Annotated in this window: 18 protein-coding genes; 11 read left to right on the top strand and 7 right to left on the bottom strand. The window is 38.0% G+C overall.

The genetic code is table 11. The features are described from left to right. The first annotated feature begins 352 nt into the window (after positions 1-352). The gene (locus H561_RS0115195) at positions 353-1,051 is read left to right on the top strand and encodes a DUF1826 domain-containing protein (protein WP_027387794.1); all 699 of its coding nucleotides are present in this window, start codon (positions 353-355) and stop codon (positions 1,049-1,051) included. A gap of 257 nt (positions 1,052-1,308) precedes the next feature. Here the strand turns inward: H561_RS0115195 and H561_RS0115190 are convergent, their stop codons facing one another. Both H561_RS0115190 and H561_RS0115185 read right to left on the bottom strand, forming a co-directional pair. Next, positions 1,309-1,515, bottom strand: coding sequence for a hypothetical protein (locus H561_RS0115190; RefSeq protein ID WP_027387793.1), 207 nt, complete (start codon positions 1,513-1,515; stop codon positions 1,309-1,311). Between the two features lie 179 nt (positions 1,516-1,694). Beyond that, positions 1,695-1,925, bottom strand: a complete 231-nt coding sequence (locus H561_RS0115185) for a hypothetical protein (protein ID WP_155845805.1) — start codon at positions 1,923-1,925, stop codon at positions 1,695-1,697. 171 nt (positions 1,926-2,096) lie between these two features. Here H561_RS0115185 and H561_RS0115180 point away from each other — a divergent pair, with 171 nt between their 5' ends. Together H561_RS0115180 and H561_RS0115175 are read left to right on the top strand one after the other, a co-directional pair. Next, a complete protein-coding gene (locus H561_RS0115180; protein WP_027387791.1) occupies positions 2,097-2,396 on the top strand; it encodes a helix-turn-helix domain-containing protein in 300 nt (99 codons plus the stop codon). A 903-nt stretch (positions 2,397-3,299) separates the two neighbouring features. Further along, complete coding sequence (locus tag H561_RS0115175; RefSeq protein ID WP_027387790.1) at positions 3,300-4,361, top strand: 3-oxoacyl-ACP synthase III family protein; 1,062 nt, start codon at positions 3,300-3,302, stop codon at positions 4,359-4,361. A gap of 584 nt (positions 4,362-4,945) precedes the next feature. Here H561_RS0115175 and H561_RS23680 read toward each other — a convergent pair. After that, entirely contained in the window at positions 4,946-6,361 is a 1,416-nt protein-coding gene (locus H561_RS23680; RefSeq protein WP_155845804.1) for an ankyrin repeat domain-containing protein, read from the bottom strand. A gap of 98 nt (positions 6,362-6,459) precedes the next feature. Continuing rightward, positions 6,460-7,455, bottom strand: a complete 996-nt coding sequence (locus H561_RS0115155; RefSeq protein WP_027387789.1) for an alpha/beta fold hydrolase — start codon at positions 7,453-7,455, stop codon at positions 6,460-6,462. Between the two features lie 97 nt (positions 7,456-7,552). Between H561_RS0115155 and H561_RS0115150 the strand changes: the two genes are divergently transcribed. The 5 genes from H561_RS0115150 (at position 7,553) to H561_RS0115130 (ending at position 11,863) form a co-directional block, all read left to right on the top strand. Further along, positions 7,553-7,912, top strand: a complete 360-nt coding sequence (locus H561_RS0115150) for a winged helix-turn-helix transcriptional regulator (RefSeq protein WP_027387788.1) — start codon at positions 7,553-7,555, stop codon at positions 7,910-7,912. Positions 7,913-8,152: 240 nt separating this feature from the next. Continuing rightward, positions 8,153-8,722, top strand: coding sequence for a Crp/Fnr family transcriptional regulator (locus tag H561_RS0115145; protein WP_027387787.1), 570 nt, complete (start codon positions 8,153-8,155; stop codon positions 8,720-8,722). A 79-nt stretch (positions 8,723-8,801) separates the two neighbouring features. Next, entirely contained in the window at positions 8,802-9,680 is an 879-nt protein-coding gene (locus tag H561_RS0115140) for an NmrA family NAD(P)-binding protein (protein WP_027387786.1), read from the top strand. A gap of 201 nt (positions 9,681-9,881) precedes the next feature. Next, the gene (dapB, locus tag H561_RS0115135) at positions 9,882-10,682 is read left to right on the top strand and encodes a 4-hydroxy-tetrahydrodipicolinate reductase (RefSeq protein ID WP_155845803.1); all 801 of its coding nucleotides are present in this window, start codon (positions 9,882-9,884) and stop codon (positions 10,680-10,682) included. 53 nt (positions 10,683-10,735) lie between these two features. Beyond that, positions 10,736-11,863 carry an epoxide hydrolase family protein gene (locus H561_RS0115130; protein ID WP_034762395.1) on the top strand — a complete coding sequence of 376 codons (1,128 nt, stop codon included), beginning with the start codon at positions 10,736-10,738 and terminating at the stop codon, positions 11,861-11,863. A gap of 227 nt (positions 11,864-12,090) precedes the next feature. On the opposite strand, the gene H561_RS0115125 is transcribed toward H561_RS0115130, so the two are convergent. Beyond that, a complete protein-coding gene (locus tag H561_RS0115125) occupies positions 12,091-13,059 on the bottom strand; it encodes an alpha/beta fold hydrolase (RefSeq protein WP_027387783.1) in 969 nt (322 codons plus the stop codon). Between the two features lie 82 nt (positions 13,060-13,141). On the opposite strand from H561_RS0115125, the gene H561_RS0115120 reads away from it, so the two are divergent. Then, positions 13,142-14,032 (top strand): LysR family transcriptional regulator, encoded by an 891-nt coding sequence (locus H561_RS0115120; protein WP_027387782.1) that lies wholly within the window; start codon positions 13,142-13,144, stop codon positions 14,030-14,032. A gap of 541 nt (positions 14,033-14,573) precedes the next feature. On the opposite strand, the gene H561_RS0115110 is transcribed toward H561_RS0115120, so the two are convergent. Continuing rightward, complete coding sequence (locus H561_RS0115110; protein ID WP_027387780.1) at positions 14,574-15,455, bottom strand: NmrA family NAD(P)-binding protein; 882 nt, start codon at positions 15,453-15,455, stop codon at positions 14,574-14,576. Between the two features lie 4 nt (positions 15,456-15,459). Beyond that, the gene (locus H561_RS0115105; RefSeq protein WP_027387779.1) at positions 15,460-15,900 is read right to left on the bottom strand and encodes a nuclear transport factor 2 family protein; all 441 of its coding nucleotides are present in this window, start codon (positions 15,898-15,900) and stop codon (positions 15,460-15,462) included. Positions 15,901-15,994: 94 nt separating this feature from the next. Here H561_RS0115105 and H561_RS0115100 point away from each other — a divergent pair, with 94 nt between their 5' ends. After that, positions 15,995-16,408, top strand: coding sequence for a winged helix-turn-helix transcriptional regulator (locus tag H561_RS0115100; protein ID WP_155845802.1), 414 nt, complete (start codon positions 15,995-15,997; stop codon positions 16,406-16,408). A 208-nt stretch (positions 16,409-16,616) separates the two neighbouring features. Further along, positions 16,617-19,601, top strand: coding sequence for a response regulator (locus H561_RS22575; RefSeq protein WP_228372282.1), 2,985 nt, complete (start codon positions 16,617-16,619; stop codon positions 19,599-19,601). Positions 19,602-19,819: the final 218 nt, after the last annotated feature.

Genomic DNA, 19,819 nt, shown 5'->3' with positions numbered 1-19,819 from the left:
CAGCCTATGACCGGTATTAACCTGCATTTCTTCGAGTCTGCTTCGGGTTTTCTACGGATCGGCTTCGGAAAACAGGGGATTTTTCCGAAGAACTACCGAACAAGACCCGAAGAACACCCGGAGAAAATAGGTTATATTTCCCGATACTATCTTAAAAAAGCAGAAAAATGAGGGAATTTAGACTTTGCAGCAGTCGGGAGAGATATGCCGTTTTGATTAAGGTAGAAAAGAGGCACAGGATGCATTCATGGTATTTTGTGAAAAAAAATTCCGGTCTCCCTGCAAATCTCCCGCTTGTTCATTATTTTTGCATAGCGTTACATAATAAACAGACCCGAATATCCGTTACTAAATGAGCCATAGATTTTCTGCCACCTCCCAAACCGGAACGGTTTCTACATTTTCCGAACTTGTCAGCACCCGTTTTCAGGAAACGGTGAATGCCCTGTGCTGGGAACGGAACTTAGCCGGGGATTTCAAAGAAATTGTGAGTAAGCTCCGGTTAAAAGAGAACATCACAGAAGTTTCTGTTGAAGACCTTTCAGGACTGGAGTTATCGGAACAAGGAAATATAGCGAGGGAAATTATATTGAATGATTTAGAGCTGTTAGCGGATTCCGGAGCATCGCCTTCACTCAATTTACTCAAGAACTATGAGCGGGATGAGGAGTTGGGTTTCATTTCCACCGATGTGTATTCCTATCATGTTGACCGCTCGCCTGTTGGAGCGGATACTTTTTTATGCACCTACCATGGTGCTGCCAGTGATATCCTGCCTAACGCACAGGCAACGCAGAAAATCCTGATTCCTGAAATACGGGAAAAGCTTAAAGAGCTGCATAACGGCCCGGAATCAGATTTCGACACCTTTCTGCAGGAAAATTATTTCGACCTGCATTATCAGGCCAAGCCCGATGCACAGCCGCTTAATTTAGGACGGGGCCATCTCTGGAGATTGGCCGTGGACCATCCCAACCAGACGGTTTTGCCCTGTATCCACCGGGCACCGGATGAAAATGACGGCGAATATAGGCTGCTGTTGATTTGTTAACAACGCATACTTTTCCTATCCGCAGGAATACTTACTGAGACCGATATATTGAAACGGATCTTAATTTCATAATTAAATTTCAACCAGTTCTGATGGCCTATGATCCCAGCACTACCCTTCTGTCATTACAGCTATGTTATCTCTTGAATCAATATAGCGGTACATTGGGCATCTCACTTCAACGCCAATATCCTGCTGACTGGCGAACCTTACTGATCGATGAGCTGAAAAGCCAATAGTATCCGGATTACAGGGGTTTAGGAAACTTCGGCTTTCGTCTTTTCCAGCTTAACAAAGTCTGATCCGGGCAGGGAAAGGGCGCTCAGAAAAGTTATGGTGGTGCGGTTTCCCTGTTCATCCACTTTCAGGATGATGGACCTGCAGCAGGGTGATGCTCTGAAATAGTTTTCATAACGGGCTCCACATTTGAAGCATTCCGTGATCATGATGTCATTTTTTTCCATAATTCATATTGTGTTGCAGAAAAACCGGCCGGCCAGGTGCCGGCCGGTTAAAAACTAATAACCACACTCAGAAACTGAGCTGTACTGTTGCCTGATGGCCGCACTGCATTGATCGGCAGATGGCAGATTTGCCCGTGCGGTCATTCCTGGTCTGTAAAATTTGTATTTAATATAGGATTTCAGTCTTCTACCTGTAGCTTATTGAGCTGTGCCACTCTGTAAAGCGCATCTATCGTTTTCTTGTCATCAGTTCTTGTTTTTTTTACCTGCCTTATGTAGGCAGGGTCTTTCTTATCTTCTTTTAGGATCAAATTTACTGAACTTGTGTAACGCGCCGGTAACCACTGATCAATGAAATCAAATTTTTCATCGTTCACCTTCTGATTTTTTGGGGTCGACAATTTGCTCATATAAATGAATAATTTTGTTAAACCTTTTTTCGTAATTTTGTGTCTGTGTTTCTTAACACAATAGTAAAGCAAATATACGATTATATATTTGAAAAACAACATATTGTTGCATATTTTACAATAAATTATTGTTTTATTTTTTTAATAACGAGAGAAAAACCTTTATTCATAATGAAAATTTACGAGAAGATACGGGAGTACAGTAGGGAAAGAGGAGAAACCATGAAGTATATAGCCGACGCTTACGGGGTTACACCACAATCCATCCAGCTTTATTTTTCAGGAAAGAACGCGATGCCTCTTAATTTTCTGTCATGGTATATTGAAACGCATCCGGATATCGATCTGTATGCCCTCTTCAGTAAAGAACAACAGCCTATTGTTTCTGAACCCAAAGCCGAATACACTAAGAAATCCAAAAAACGTGATGTCATCGACAGGATTATAGCGATTCTGGAAAAAGAGCTGTAAGTTCAGATACCGTTTGTCCGGATACCAATGAAAACGGTGGATAATTGCATTGTATACAGGCAGAGGGAAAATATCATTTACTGCCATTGGTTTTTATTTTTAATACTGACGGAAGGCAGGACCTCTGTATTTAATATAGTGTACATAAGCACCCTATACCGGATTGCAAAACGTCTTTTATTTTTTAAAGGCTAAGTTGGTGATGTCTCAGAGCCTGTTAAATTTATTTCATAATTAATTTCCCGCAGATGATGGTGATTACACAATTTTCACTCATATCCAAAATCTAAAAATCAGCGGAAGAAGATTTGGAAACAGCTTTAAAAGTTTTTTAAAATTCCTATATTAAATTTAAACAGGCATTTAATCGATGCTGATATTTACAAAATATCAATTGGCTTCAGGATCAATTCTGTGGGGAAGGCATTCTTCGGTTTCTATCGAACTCCACTCCAATAACATGATATTTTCAGGTAATTACTGGTCATATATATTTGTTGATGTTTATTAATCGGTTCTGCAACAGAATGTATTCCTATCTATTCTGAAATTACATCCGGATTCTATTATTGTATTCATTCCCTTGTTAATTATGTTAATTTTTTTATGATACCGGCTTTTTATGGAATTTATTTATTTTTAATGATTACCTTTATCGGGAATTGCGAAAACACAAAAATTTCTGATATTTTATCATTCTTAAGGATCTGTTATTTAATTTCAGAAACAGTACGAATTGGTGAAATATAATCAGAATCTGATGATATCATGAATGGCTTATTCTGCCGTACCGATATCATTAATGTGCTTTTGTTTTTTTATATGAAGGAGATTTACTGACATCATGCTGAACTCATATTCAGCTATTTTATTTTACAGAAAAAGATTAGATCTTATTTGAACATGACAAGCAAAATCACAGGTGTAGGAAATTACATACCCTCAGAAACCATCACCAGTTTATTTTTTGACAACCATATTTTCCTAAATGAACAGGGAGTTGTGTTAAAAGATGACAACGCTACTATTACGAGCAAATTACAGAAAATTACCGGCATAGAGGAGAGAAGGTATGCAGACAATACCCAGGTAACTTCAGACCTCGGCCTTATAGCAGCCCGGGCTGCCATAGAAGATTCGGGAGTGGATCCTGAAACCCTGGACTATATTATCTTCGCCCATAATTTCGGAGATGTCCGTTTCGGTACGATCCAGTCGGACGCGGTTCCCAGCCTTGCCTCAAGAGTGAAGCATATGCTGAAAATAAAGAATAATTTCTGTGTGGCTTATGATGTACTGTTCGGCTGCCCGGGATGGCTTGAAGGCGTGATCCAGGCCAATGCTTTCATCCGGTCGGGTATTGCCAAAAAATGCCTGGTGATCGGTGCAGAAACCCTGTCCCGTGTGGTAGACCCGCATGACAGAGACAGCATGATTTATGCTGATGGTGCCGGTGCCGTAGTCCTGGAGGCCAATCCTGACGATGATTCCGGGATCAGGTCCCATTTGTCGGCTTCCCATACCCTTAATGAAAAGGATTACCTGTTTTTTGCAAAATCCTATAATACTGAAAGCTGCCCAGACACCAAATATATTAAGATGGACGGGAGAAAAATATATGAATTCGCACTGATTAATGTGCCGGATGCAATGAAGAGATGCCTCGACAGCAGCGGATACTCGATCAATGACCTGAGTAAGATCATCATCCACCAGGCCAATGAAAAGATGGACGAAGCGATTGTTGACAGGTTTTACCAGCTTTATGATGTTCCCACGCCTGAAAACATCATGCCTATGGTCATCAGCAAGCTCGGAAACAGCAGCGTAGCCACAATCCCTACTTTACTGACCATGATCCTGAAGGATGAACTGGAACATCATAACATCAAGAAGAATGATGTCGTATTGTTTGCTTCTGTAGGTGCAGGGATGAACATTAATGCACTTGTTTATAAGTTTTAAATTGTATATCGGAAAGTACTTAAAATAGATTTTTAACCGCTTTTCCGGATCTGCTTTATCAAGATTAAAAATCCGTCTCACAGGAAATTGGTGAGGCGGATTTTTATTTAGGCTCAATTGACATAGAAAAAGTTAACTTTCTTTCTTAGGTTGTATGCTAAAGTAGGTAAACCAAACTCTACAACGACAACACGTGTCGTGTTTATTTCAAGCTTTGAAAAATTAAATCATCTTTCACCTGCATAAAAAATGATTTTCCTATTGTTAAAAACTTCATTTTTTTAATAAATCACTATAAATATATCACCGGCTTATCCTGAAATCAATCAGCGAAAAGATAAATTATATAATTAAAAGCGATACCATATTGTATTTAAACCAACTGTATATTTTCAATTATTGCGAATAAACGGCAGTATTGACTTCCAGCACTAAATAAGCTCTGCCTCCGCTACAGTATAAAAAAAATAATTTAACAGGAGATAGAATATTAATTTTAAATTCATTTTTTTTTCGGTTCCCTGCTTTTGTCATTGTATGTGGGTAACATGAGTTTTATTAAAGTGTTCTTTAAAAAATATTTCCTATACAGAATCAGGCACTTCACTATGGTTATTTTTCTCAGCATCTTTTAAAAGACGGATGATTCCGCTGTAGTTAAAAAGTTCTGCAAGCTCCAAAGGCTTTAGTCCGGAATGGGAAGTTAAGTTTACATCGGCTCCCTTATCAACTAAGATTTTTACTGCTTCCGGTTTATTTTGCCATACTGCATCGTGAAGGGCAGTCATTCCATTATACAGACCCTGCGCATTTATATCTAAGCCTTCCAATGATTTTTCTTCTGTATACTGCATCAATACATCAATTACTTTTGCATGACCCGCGTACGCCGCTTCGTGCAATACGGTAGCTCCCATTAATCCGCTGAGCATTGTGATATCGGCTCCGGCACCGAGTAATAAAAGAACAATTTCCTCATGGCCCATACTTGCTGCCATACTGAGCGGCGTAAAATCATCATTATAATTCCCCGTCCTTGGTATCCGCTCATTGATATGGGCTCCTCCTCTATCGATAAGATCTTTTACCGTCTTAATATCATGATCTTTAATGGCCCGGACTAATTTTTGAGATTGGATTTCTTTTTCTAAATTATTCTTGTGGTTATTAATGATGCTGATCATTGAAGCATGATTAATTTGGTGGGCAATATCCAGAGCACATTCATTAAAATTATTCCGAAGTTCAATTCTGGCCTTATGTTCCAACAATATTTTAACAGCTGCTTCCTGTTTATAAAGTATCGCATCCATCAACGGTGAATTTCCAATGACAGGGCTCTGAAAATCAATAAAAGCCCCTTTCTCCAATAACCATTGGATAATTTTCGGATGTCCTGATTGAGCCGCTTTATGTAAAGCCGTAGATCCCATGTCAGGATCAACGGCTAAGATATTCACTCCATGGGCCGTTAAAAGCTTAACTATTTCAAGGTGTCCGAGACCGGAAGCTATCATCAGTGGCGTAAGTCTTTTAGAATTGGGTACCTCTGCATTGTTACCATTTTTTAAAAGCGCTTCAACCAAACGTAAGTCATTTTTATAAATAGCATCTTCCAAATTAAATCCGGTTTGATGCAAAGAGTGATCAGTGGGTACCTTCTTTTCTACAACATAGGCTTTCAAAGCGGCAATCTTTCCATTTTCGAACCGCCAGATATCACAATACTCATAATGGTTAAGGATTCCATTTTTGGTTTTCAAGCTTATTTCACCTGTCACGGTTACAAAATTACCGTCTTCGATCGTCGTTTCGACGGTAAAAAAAGGCGGTTCCCAATAGAACTCTTTCATATACTCCCGTACTTCCCCTTTTCCTTTAAGAGTACGCTCTCCTATAAAAACCCACTGGGTATCTTCTGTACAATAAGCCAGAAAACTTTCATATTCTCCCCTTTTTACAAATTCGTTGGCTTTGTGTAATATGGTTGCATTGTCCATTTTGATTTGTTTTTTTATTTGGTAATTTTTCTTTTGTCCATACATGATGGAAGTCATTATAATGAATACTATCGTGCTAAATAATCGGAACATGTTGGTTATTTGGTAAAATCTATTTTATATAAGAAGTCCAGTATTTCGTCACTTACAACCTGTGAAGCTTCATGTTGCGGCCAATGCCCGACGTTCTCTAGCGCTACCTGTTTTAATAACCCCGGATGATTTTTTTGAAGTTCTTCAAGTGTCAAAACTTCAGGATGAAAAAATTTGCATAAACCATCTTCTCTGCCCCAGATATAAAGGCTTGGATGTTCAATCTTTCTACCCTTCAGATACAAGGTTTCATCAAATGTGGTCTGATTAGCTCTGTAATGATTGATTCCTGTTTGAAAACCCGTCTTTTCAAACCAGCCTACCGTCTTTTCTATATATTCTTTCGTCGTCCATTCTGGAATTTCAACGGGCGAAGATCTAAACATATTTCTTGTGGCATCAACAGGATCCCAGCCGGTGCCTTTTGCCGGACTTGCAGAAAGCCAATAAAAAACATTTTTAATTGTTTTTTCAGCAGGTAAATAATCCTCTTCCCGATCATTATCCATCATTTCCATGGCATAATATTTTTCACCAAAACCATTTTTACGTAAAAGATCCCATTGACTCATTTCTGCCCTGGGGGAAAATGGAATGCTTAGACTCACTAAACCTTTGAAACGTTCCGGTTGTAGCAACATGGCTCGTTGTGCATGATCTGCTCCCCAGTCATGCCCTACTAAAACCGCCGATTCAATCCCTAAAGAATCTAAAAGCCCTGTCAGATCATCAACAATATGCCGAGCACTGTAAAGCTGATAGTCCAAAGGTGCATAACTGTCCCCAAATCCCCGTAAATCCAAAGCTATGGTATGATAACCTGCATCCGCGAGACTGTTCATTTGGTATTTCCAGGTTTCTGCGGTGTCCGGAAAACCGTGAAGAAATAATACGGCAGGCCCCCTGCCCTGTTCTAATATCCGAAAAGAATGTTCATTAATTCTTACCTGTTTTTCGATCATTAGGTGAACCTTATTTTCATTTAAATTCTTAATTTTCATATGACGATTTCTTTAAATTCGTATACAAAAGTAGGGTATTAACATACGGTTTTGTATATTAGCAGCTAATTGTATGGTACTATAAAAAAGGTAAGTAATGGGAAAAATAAAGGAAACGTCAACAAATTTTGAAAATAAAAAAGTTTTGGCTGATGAATGTTCTGAAGTATATGCAGCAGGCATTATCGGCGGACAATGGTCACTTGTCATTTGTTCCTGGTTAACAAATGGTAAAATGCGGTTTGGAGAATTAAGAAAATCAATTCCCAATATTACTGAACGCATGCTGACCGTACAGTTGCGCAAACTTGAAGAACATAAGATTATTACAAGGACTGTTTATGCGGAAGTTCCTCCTAAAGTTATCTATGAATTAACTGAAATAGGCTATGAACTTAAGCCCATCATCCTTCAGATGGAACAATGGGGAGAGCGGCATAAAAAATTAAAAGTATAATAGAATTTACCGCTTCCTGAAGAAATTAATTTAAAACCTGAAGATTTGAAGATTGTGCAGCAGCAGAACTTCTGAATTTATAAATTTCTTTTTATTTGGAGATTTACGGTATCATACAATTTGTTATAGATTACCATTATTATATTTGATCAATCCACGTAAACTGAAATAAATCAAATTGACGCAAGGTGTAAATTTGGAACTTAACCTGCCATTTTAACGAAACCCTGAAAAAATAAAGTGTTTAGACCATTAGAAAAATATCTTAAGGCAAGGACTGAAATTGACGATAAGACCCTTTCTTATATTTCCTCATATTTCAAATTTAAAAAGACCAGGCGAAACGAATTTCTGTTGAAAGAAGGCGAAATTTGCAAACATTTCTATTTTGTGAATAAAGGTTGCATACGACTTTTTAACATTAATAAGGACGGAGAAGAAGGAACAAGGTATTTTCATTTTGAGGATGCTTTCGGAACCGCATTGCCAAGTCTGATCAATCAAAAAGCATCATTTGAATTTATGCAGACTATTGAACCTTCGGAATTGTTAGTCATCAACCGTGACGACTACTTTCATCTGGTTGACACAGTTCCAGAGTTTGCTTTTGTTTACAGACAAATTTTAGAATCAGCTTATATTAAATCCCAGGAACGTATTTATTGTTTTCAAGGTTTAGAAGCAATAGAAAAGGTCCGCTGGGTTTTGACAAATCAATCAAAATGGCTGACCAGACTATCCAATAAAATGGTTGCATCTTATCTGGGGCTCACGCCTCAAACGTTAAGCAGATTAAAATCAAAGCTCTAAAAATGTGAACATAGGACAATGTTTACAAAATATACTCTTATCATCTTTGTACTTCAATAAACAATAAAAAAGTTCAATTATGATTTTAGTAACCACGCCAACAGGCAACACCGGTGCAATGATTCTCCGACAATTGGTAGAGCAGGGAGAACAGGTTAGAATTTTTGTCAGAGACCCTGAAAAAATATCAGCCGGCATGTTAGAAAAAGTAGAAGTCGCCACGGGCTCTCTGCTTAATGAATCTGAATTTACAGAAGCACTGCAAGAATGCGACACGCTCTATTTTTGTGTGCCCCAGAGCAACACACAAGAAGACGTAAATGCCTATTATGAAAGCTTTGCTAACGTGGCTTCAAACGCAATTAAAAATGCAGGTACAGAAAGAGTTGTTTATTTGTCAAGCAGTGGTAAAGAAAGCAATTTGCAGGCAGGTCTTATAACAGCACTTCACAAAAGTGAAGACATCATCAACCGATCAGGTGCATCGGTAAGGGCATTGCGCTGCCCTGTATTTTACGAAACCCTTTTGTACCAAATCGGATCACTAAAAAAAACGGGAATGTTCTCTTTGCCCATTGACGGAAATTACAAATCGCCACAAATCGCAGTAAAAGACATTGCATCAAAAGCGGCAGAGTTTCTAATTGATAAAACCTGGACAGGCGTTGAAGGATTTGCGGTTCAAGGTCCGGAAGACATAAGCTACAATGAAATTGCACTACAAATGAGTGAATTAACGGGAAAGCCTATTCGTTTTCAACAGGTTTCAAAAAAGGACTACATAAAAACGCTTTTGGGGGAACATCATACCAGCGAAGCATTTGCAAACTCTTTGACAGAGATGTTGACTGCAATTGGTAACGGCCTTTATGACACAGAAACGAGAACAGAGACCACCGCAACACCGACAACAATTAAAGAGTGGATGATTGAAAATTTAGTTTCTAAAATAAAATAAAGCCAGACCATGACACAGAACCGGCAAATGGCATTGCTAACTTAATTTTGGATTTATCCTCTTTTGAATATTTTATTTATTTTTGACACCTGACATTCAACAGTTTCACATTTTAATTACTGCAGGAATTCTGTTCTGCATCATTCATAAGAATCATTTGAGTAAATTTAAAAAAGATAACAATAACAAAACACAGCTATTATGATCAAAGTATGTATAGCAGGCGGCACCGGTTGGGCAGGTTCTGAATTGAGCAAAGGCGTTTTTAACCACCCCAATATGAAATTGGTCGGCGCACTTTCAAGAAAACATAAGGGAGAATTTTTGGATGATGTTCTAAATTTAGGTTCAGCAAACATTCCAATCTTTGGTGATATCGAAACAGCATTAAAAGAAGTTGATTTTGATGTATTGGTGGATTATACAAAGCCGGACATTGCCATGAAGAATATCATTTCTACTCTTAAAAAAGGTAAAAATGTAGTGATCGGCACTTCGGGACTTACCGATGAAGATTATTCGGAAATAGAAAAAACAGCAGAGGAAAACAATACTTCTGTTTTGGCTGTGGGAAACTTTGCCATTACGGTCGTGCTGCTGCAAAAGTTTTCTGAAATGGCAGCAAAATACATCCCGAACTTTGAGATTATAGATTATGCCTATGAAGACAAAATCGATGCACCGAGTGGAACCGCAAGAGAATTGGCCTATCGACTTTCAAAAGTTCAAAAACCAAATCAATATGTGACCGAAGAAGAACTGATCGGCGAAAAAGCAAGTCGTGGCGCAAACCTAAATGAGGTTCAGGTACATTCCGTCAGACTTCCGGGTCATGTTATTTCCATAGAAACGATCTTCGGACTAAAAGATGAAAAGCTGTCCATTCGTCACGATTCCGGAGCAAGTGCGGAACCTTACGTAAAAGGCGGACTTTTAGCAATTGAAAAAGTGGGAACTTTCAAAGGATTAAAAAGAGGGCTTGACAGTGTAATGGAATTTTAAAATAGTGCGCACTGCCGTTTGAGCAAAACAATAAAATTTTGATCAAAATTACAATGATAAAACCATTTTCAGCACATATTTCCGAAGATATTCTTGACGATTTAAAGACAAGAATTAAAAACGCACGCTGGACAGACGAGATAACTGATTCTGATTGGAGATATGGAACCCGTCAATCTTTTTTAAAAGAATTATGCCATTACTGGCTTAACAGTTTTGACTGGAGAAAAGTGGAGGCAGAGATAAATTCGTTTCCAAATTTTATTGCAAATATTGATGATCACGACATTCATTTTATACACGTAAAAGGGAAAAGCGAAAATTGTATTCCACTGATTATTACCCATGGTTGGCCGGGATCATTTATTGAAATGATAAAACTGATCCCTTTGTTAACGGAAGATAAAAACTTCTCTTTTGATCTGGTCATACCATCGATAATTGGTTTTGGATATTCCAGTGCAAGTACTGTTGACGGATGCAATTCTGAGTTTGTTGCCGGTCTTTGGCAGAAACTAATGCTGGAATTGGGTTATCAACAGTACGGAGCACAGGGCGGAGATATCGGTTCAGGAATAAGCACATGGCTGGCTTTAAAATATCCTGAAAACGTAATTGGTTTGCATCTGAATTACATTCCAGGTTCTTACAAACCTTATTTAAAAGAAGGGGAACAACTTACTTCTGAAGTCCTGGAATTTCAAAAACTTTTTCAGATCTGGGCTTGCAAAGAAGGCGCTTATTCCAGTATTCAAAGCACAAAACCTCAAACTTTGGCTTATGGTCTAAATGATTCGCCGATTGGATTGTGCTCCTGGATTATCGAAAAATTTAATGCCTGGAGCGATCATGATGGCAATATCTATGATGTTTTTTCAAAAGACGAACTGCTTGCGAACGTAACCTTATATTGGATTACCCAAACTATTCATTCATCGATCCGGATGTACAGTGAAAACAGCAAACATCCGTTACAATTCGGAGAAAACAGCTTTGTAACAGTTCCTGTCGGATTCGTAAAATTCCCTAAAGAACTGCCTACTCCACCCCGCTCTTATGTTGAGAAAGGTTTTAATATTGCTCATTGGACGGAAATGCCACTGGGAGGACATTTTGCAGCAATGGAACAGCCAGAATTATTAGCAAATGACATTAAGAAGTTTTTCAAAAGTCTGGTATAATTACGAAATTAATTTTTTACACGTAAAATATAAATTGATTATCATCTTAAAAAGAATAGTATTTAGGTATGAAGTTCGAACCATCTCTATGCCTGGCAACGTTGTAATAAATATTCTTAATCGAATTATTAAAAAATTAAGCATGTAACATTAAGTAAAACCCACAATTTAAAATTATGGGTTTTACTTATAATGTTAAAAAAATTATTTCCTGTTTTCATTTAGATCTACTTAGGAAGTGTGTTTAAAAACGCTATGATTTCGTATCCTATTTCCTCTACATGGGTTTCCAATGCAAAATGCCCGGTATCATAAAATTTTATGGTAGCATCCGGAAGATCTTTTTTGTAAGCTTCTGCGCCTGCAGGTAAAAAGAATGGATCTTTATTTCCCCATACTGCTAAAAATTTAGGTTTGTATTTTCTGAAATATTCCTGAAACTTGGGATAGAGTTCAACATTCGATTTATAATCTCTCAATAGATCCAGCTGTTTTTCTTTCGACTCCGGGCGATCAAGAAAATATTGATCTAAAGTAAAAGATTCCGGAGCAATTAGTGAAGGGTCGGATACTCCTTCGAAATACTGAAATTTCGTTGCTTCAAAACTGACGAATGATGACCTTAAGGCATCCCGGTTTTCTTCAGTATCATTTTCCCAGTATTTTTTAATAGGATTCCAGCCTGTGCTCAAACCTTCTACGTAAGCATTTCCGTTTTGTGAAATAATTCCGGTTATTTTTTCGGGATTGTTGAGTGCTAATCTGTAACCGGTAGGTGCTCCGTAATCGAATACATAGATAGCGAAACGCTTTAAATGTAATGTATCAATAAAACACTGCATAGTCTTCGTCATATTAGCAAAGGTGTAGTCAAAATGCTTTCTATCAGGTGCGTCGCTGTATCCAAAACCCGGAAGATCGGGTGCTATGACATGATACTTATCACTCAAAATGGGAATGAGATTTCGAAACATATGTGATGAAGTGGGATATCCATGTAAAAGGAGAATGGTTGGCGCATCTTTGGGACCGGCTTCACGATAAAAAATATTTTGATCGTTAGCTTTGATTTTACGAAAGTGAATTTGAGAAGTTGATTGTTCTATCTCACTATTAAGATTTGATTTTGATTGTGACATAATTGAATTTGTTAAAGTTAAGACCAACATCGCTGTCAGTAATTTAATGCTCTTCATTTCTTTTTTTGTCAAAATTAACTCATATATTTGTTCTGTAAAAACGATTTAAACTAATACTAATAATCATAAATAATGATTAATGAATTTAAATGATTTTAAAATTTTTGAAGCCGTTGCTGTTCATGAAAGCTTCACAAAGGCAGCAGAAGCCATGTTTACTGTACAATCCAATGTAACCGCCCGTATTAAAAATCTTGAAAAAGAATTTGAGGCAACCCTTTTTTCCAGATCTTCGCGTAAAGTAGAATTAACGCAGGCAGGAAAAACGCTAATGATGTACAGTAAAAAAATGAATCATATCATTGAGGAAGCAAAGCAAGCAATTGGCGTAAATGAAGTTGTGAAAGGTCAGATAAAAGTCGGTGCTTTGGAAACCATGATTGCTTTACAAGGTCCAAATTTGGTCAATGAACTTGCAAACCAATTTCCGTATATTGATCTGGATTTCAAATCCGATACCAGGGAAAATCTTATACACGCGGTATTGAACTACAGACTCGATGCTGCTTTTGTTCCTTCACCGATTGATATCCCCGAACTGGAACAATATCAAATAAAGACAGAAGAAATAGTTGCCGTTGTTCCTTCAAATCATAAAAAGCTGGATGACTTACTCTTAAAGATTCCGTTGAAGGCCATTGTTTTTGATCAAGGCTGTGTTTACAGAGCGAGATTAGATTCTTGGTTGGTCAGTAAAGGGATATCAAAATATCACAAAACTGAAATGAATTCAATTGAGGGAGTGGTTAATTTTATAGAATCGGGTATCGGATTCAGCTTTCTTCCCAAAGAAATTATTTCCAAATTTTACAGTAACCGAAAAATAAAAACATTTGCCTTACCTAAAGAACTAGGCATGATGACTACCGTTTTGATTTATAAGAAGGATGTCCCTTTATCTCCTGCTTTAAAAGCTTTCTTAAGCTTATGTGACGATAATTTTAAATTAATGAAATCTTTAAAAAAATAATTTTGCCTTGCAAATATTCATCAAAATACCGGATCTTTTGAATGCTAATTTATTTTTTAAGTTTTCGGTTAATGATCCAGGCCACTGAACATGTTAGTATTCCGGGAAGAATTGCATAGATTGGCAGCCAGACGAAAAGCAAGCCGCTGGTAGAAGACTTTGAAGCCAGATTATTAATATCAAAATACCACATAACCTGTGCTGTTAGCGGAAATATCAGCAATATTAATATGGCGAGAATATAGCAGATAAAAGATGCTGTGTCTGAACGCTTTATTTTCTTAAAAACCATCAGTTGAAAAATGTAAAAAACAGCGATCGGAAGTAACTGATATAAGGCAAAATAATTGAAACCCAAGACCAGAAAAGCCACAACGGCGCATGATAGGCAGAGTATAAGTGCAGTGGTATTCTTCATTATTAAATATAGGTATTTATTTGGTATATTATCTTCAATCAATTCTAAATGCAGGTATCAGTGAAAATTTTTAAAGATTCCGATTAATTTTATTTACTGTTAATTGTATCGGATTCTACAACCCTACATTAAAGGTAAAAGTTTTTGTTTTACAAACTGTTCAAAGCCTGTAGACGTTGAAACTTCTGGTGTACGTGGTGTTGCATAGGCGCCATTTGGATCTCCCAGAGCATGATGTAAATCCACTAATTCCTGTTGCACTTTCCCTGTAATTCCCAAGGTACTCAATTGAATCTTTAATTCATCAAAGGATTGTTGTACATACTTTATAGGTTTACTGATTAAAGTTGACAGCCGCGCTGCCACATCCTCCAGGGTAATATTCTCAGGACCCATCAGATTCAGTTTCCAATGTCCTGCCCAGGTTTCATCCAACAAGTAACGGGCTGCTGCATCACCAATATCATCCGTACTGATAAACGGAATGTCATGTTTGCTGTCGAAAGGGAAGCTGAATTTCCCATTTTCCCTGATATCCTTCGCCTGTTGTACAAAATTTTCCATAAAGTATCCCGGCCTTAATGCCAGTACATTGGCATTGAGATTATCAAATGCTATTTCCATAGCTCCACAATAACTCACAGTTCCAAGGGTTGGAGCCGTTGAAGCCCCAAGAGATGAAATGAGAACAACCCTCTTGATTTTGTTTTCATTCACGGCGGCAATACCGGCATTAGTGACTTGCTGATACCATTCTTCCAAACTGGGTGCGCCAGTAACAGGCGGGACGAGTAAAAATAATGCATCCACTCCCTTCGTAGCTTCGATCATCTGTTCCTTATTGCCAATATCTGCAACCATCGGGATTGAATTACTGATATTTAAATTAGTCAACCTTTCATGGTTCTGACCAAGCAAGACTGTTTCTGCTCCTTTCAGAGCAATCTGCTGTACTACTCTCCGACCTATATTTCCTGTCGCGGTGGCAACTGCTATTTTCTTCATACTATTATTTTATAGGGTTATCGATGATACGGTGAGCTTCTTCTTTTGCCATCAGTGATTGTAAGACCGGCAGGACATTCCAATACTCCTTATAGAAACTGAACTTTCCATTTTCCAGTTTAAAATTGACGACGTAATTTTGCTTATATGCTGCGCCTGTTCGGGGTACTGTGGTCTCACCTTGAAACTCACCCCAATACCAGTCTGCTTCATGTAAGGCATTCACTTTAATGCCGGTGAACAGGATATCGGGCATCTGTCCCAACATATTATTAAGGTGTTTACCATAATCCTCTTTGTTCATTTGGTAAGGAAGACCCAGATCCTTTGCATAAGGAAACTCAACATTTGATTCCTGAGTAAATAGTTCCAATACCGTCTCTGCATCCTTATTGAATGCATTCAGCAAATTCTTTAAAATAGTAAAACCTTCGTTATTTTCCATTGTGATTATCCTTTTATTAATAACAAATCTATGATCATTTCTATATATTTGCAATAAGGCACCCTAAAGTGCTGTAGCCACTTAAAAGTTAGAAATGGACCCAATGATTAAGAAACCCGTAGAAACAGAGGATAATTATTTTAAACTTCAGCAGGCACTGCATTTAAAATCCAATCTGGATGAAAGCTGCATCCTTAATCAGTCTCTAACTTTGATCGCCAATAAATGGACTTTGCTTATTTTAATGGCATTGATGCAGGGGACCAAACGGAATAGTGAACTGCAAAAACAAATCAACGGGGTATCACCCAAGATGCTCACCCAGACTCTTAAAACTTTAATTGGCTATGGGATGGTAACGCGCAAAGCATTTCCGGAGGTACCGCCAAGGGTAGAATACCAATTAACTGAATTTGGGAGAAGCACGGCAAATCCTCTGATGGCTCTGCTCGAGTGGTCTGTATCCTGGGAAAATCAATTAACAAAGTTATATAGAGAAAGCTTATAAGGCAGGACTGATTATAAACCTGCCAAATTGGATTTAAAGGGTTTTTATAATTTTACCATATGGAGAAATTTTCTTTTTCTGTTCAATAAATCATCATAGTCTTGTTTATCTATTCAGAAATTATCAAACAGAATGCGGGAAATATTAGTATTTTAGTAAAGTAAAAACGACTTACTTTTATTTTACATTACCATTAAACTAATTTTCAATGCCGAAAAAAATTATAAGAAATCTTCAGATTGGAGTGGTACTTTCTTTATTACTGCTGATTGTGAGTTCTATAGCATCCTATGTGAGCATACAGAGGCAGATGGAAAACAGGGAAAGCCTTTTAAAAAGTAAGGAATCTATCAGTTTGGTGAAAGATGTTTTAAATTCTCTCCTGGATGCAGAAACAGCCAACCGGGGCTATCAGCTTACAGGTCAGGAAAATTTTCTTGAACCCTTCAATAAAAGCTTGAGGAAATACCCGTCGCTTATTTCCAATAAGAACAGGCTGGATATTAAAGATAAGCATCAACTGGGACTTCTCAATGAACTCTTGCGTACTTCGGACATGATGATGAAAGGGGATGTCTTGCTGATTGAGAAGCGTAGAAAGGGAATATTAATGACCCCAAAAGAACTTGTACAAAACAAGACCGCTATGGACAGGTGCCGTATACTGGTTCAGGAATTTGTAAAATATGAGGAAGTTCAGCTGGCTGTGAAAAATAAAGATCTGAACCGGTCTTCCAAATGGACTGTTCTATTCATCATTTTCTCTGCCGTTACAGCCATTGTGGTTACCGTTTTTTTCTATAAACAACTAAAATCTGACCTTATCCGCAGGGATAAATTAGAAAAAGATCTGTTTTACACTAAAGAAATTCTTGAAGAAACGAGCACGGTAGCACAGGTCGGAGGCTGGGAAGCCAACATGGAGACCGGCAAACTTTTCTGGTCTCAGAGTACAAAAGAAATTCATAAAATAAAAAATGATTTCCAGCCGGATTTCGAAAATGCCATCGGATTCTATAAAGAAGAAAGCAGGGAAAGAATGAAATATCTTTTCGACAGGGCCGTAACAGAAGGAATTTCGTTTGATGAAGAATTGCAGCTTGTCCGTTATGACGGCGTTACGATCTGGGTAAGGGTAAAAGGAATTCCGGAATTTGAAGGCGAGGTCTGCAACAGGGTTTTCGGAATCATTCAGGATATTGATGCCTTCAAAAAAATGTTTCTTGAAATAACCAGGAAAGAAGCCATGATGCAATCTTTCGTAACCGATGTTCCTATTGCTCTGGCCATGTTTGATAAAGACCTTAATTATGTTTCTGTAAGCAGCAGATGGAGAGAGGAATTCAATATGAATGATGTAGATCTTATCGGAAATAATCTGTTTACGATCTCCCCGGATATTCCCGAAGCAAGAACAGAAATCTATAACAATGCCCTGCTGGGGAAAACTTATATAAATGGGGATTTTGCGATGAAGGTGGACAGTCAGGAAGAAATTCAGCATTACGACCTTAAAGTCGGACCCTGGTATCTCACAGAAGATGAAGTAGGAGGTGTCATTATTACCGTACAGAATATTACCAATGCCGTACGGGTAAATGAGGAACTGAAAACCGCCAAGGAAACAGCCGTTATGGCAAACAAGGCAAAATCAGAATTTCTGGCCAATATGAGTCATGAGATCCGTACTCCTTTGAACGGAGTCATAGGATTTTCGGATCTTCTCCTCAGGACACCGCTAAATGAAATACAGACACAGTACCTGAAATATATCAATGAATCCGGGGAGAACCTGCTGATTATCATCAATGATATATTGGATTTTTCAAAGATAGAATCCGGAAAAATGGAGCTTTTAATTGAAAAAAGCGATCTCTATGACATGCTGAGCCAGGTCATTAATGTCATTCTCTATCAGTCCCAGAAAAAAAATATAGAGCTTCTTCTCAATATCGAATCGGGGCTTCCGAAAACGCTTATCACCGATGAATCAAGATTAAAACAGATCCTGATCAATCTCCTGGGTAATGCTGTGAAATTCACAGAAAAGGGTGAGATTGAGCTGAAAGTGGAAAAATTACGGATGGATGATAAAAATATTGCCCTGCGCTTCTCTGTAAGAGATACGGGAATTGGTATTCCTGTCGAAAAACAGAAATATATTTTTAATGCTTTCACCCAGGAGAACAGTTCAATCAGCAAACGATATGGCGGAACAGGTCTCGGACTTACCATCTCAAACAATATCCTGAAATATATGAATAGTCACCTTTCGCTGACCAGCGCACCGGAAAAAGGCTCCGTATTTTTCTTCGATATTGAAATTCCTTATGAAATTTCTGAGTCGGGGGAAGACAACGATATGGCCATTAAAAAAGCTTTGGTGGTGGATGATAATGAAAGCAACAGGATCATCCTCCAGCACATGCTTGCCTATAAAAATATCGAATCCACGCTGGCTGCCAACGGAATGGAAGCTTTGCAGATCCTGCTGACAGGAGGGCGGTTCGATGTAATCCTGATGGATTATCATATGCCGCTTATTTCAGGATTGGAAACACTGGATAAAATCAGAAAATTGTTTGATAAGCAACAAGGTAATTCACCGGTTATCATGCTTTCTTCTTCTTCGGAAGAATTAGATGTCATTACCTCAATTCGCGAAAGAGAAAATGCCTATTTACTGCTGAAGCCCATTACATCAGATGATTTGTATAAAACCCTGCAAATGGCAGCCCAAAGTAATGTAGTGGAAATTACTCAGGACCAGCCCGGGAAAGCTTCTTATTCACTTGCTTCGGAACTTGAAGTCCTTTTGGTGGATGACAATCCGGTAAATATGGTATTGAATAACAGGATGATGAAATCCCTTACTCCCGATGCACATTTAACAGAAGCGGTCAATGGTCTGGAAGCTTTGGAACAATGCCGGAAAAAACAGTTTTCCATTATCCTTATGGATGTACAGATGCCTGTCATGAGCGGTATCGAAGCGACGCAACAGATACGGATTCTGCCGGGATATGAAAATGTACCCATCATAGGGGTTACAGCCGGAAATGTACTGGGTGAAAAAGAAAAATGCCTGGCCTCCGGCATGACTGACTTCCTTCCCAAACCTCTCAGGCAGGCAGACCTTCTGGAAATGCTGAAAAAATATATCAGCGCTGACGATAATAGTCCATATCATTAAAAAAGTCAGCCGTTATAAAATAATACATGACAGAAGCATTTCATGCGAAGGAAATATTGTGATCCTTTATCAGTATAAATGAGGTTTAAATCCGGTTAATTTTTATAAATTAACGGTATCCGAGCCTATTAAATAAATTAACGTATGAATAAATTAAAATTGTACGGTCGGCCAGACTCATCGGAAATTTATCCAATAAGAGACTTTTTAAACCGAAG

Source organism: Chryseobacterium gregarium DSM 19109 (assembly GCF_000430845.1).
Classification (GTDB): domain Bacteria; phylum Bacteroidota; class Bacteroidia; order Flavobacteriales; family Weeksellaceae; genus Chryseobacterium; species Chryseobacterium gregarium.
Note: the sequence above shows the minus strand (reverse complement) of the source record. Positions and strands in the feature narration are given on the sequence as shown.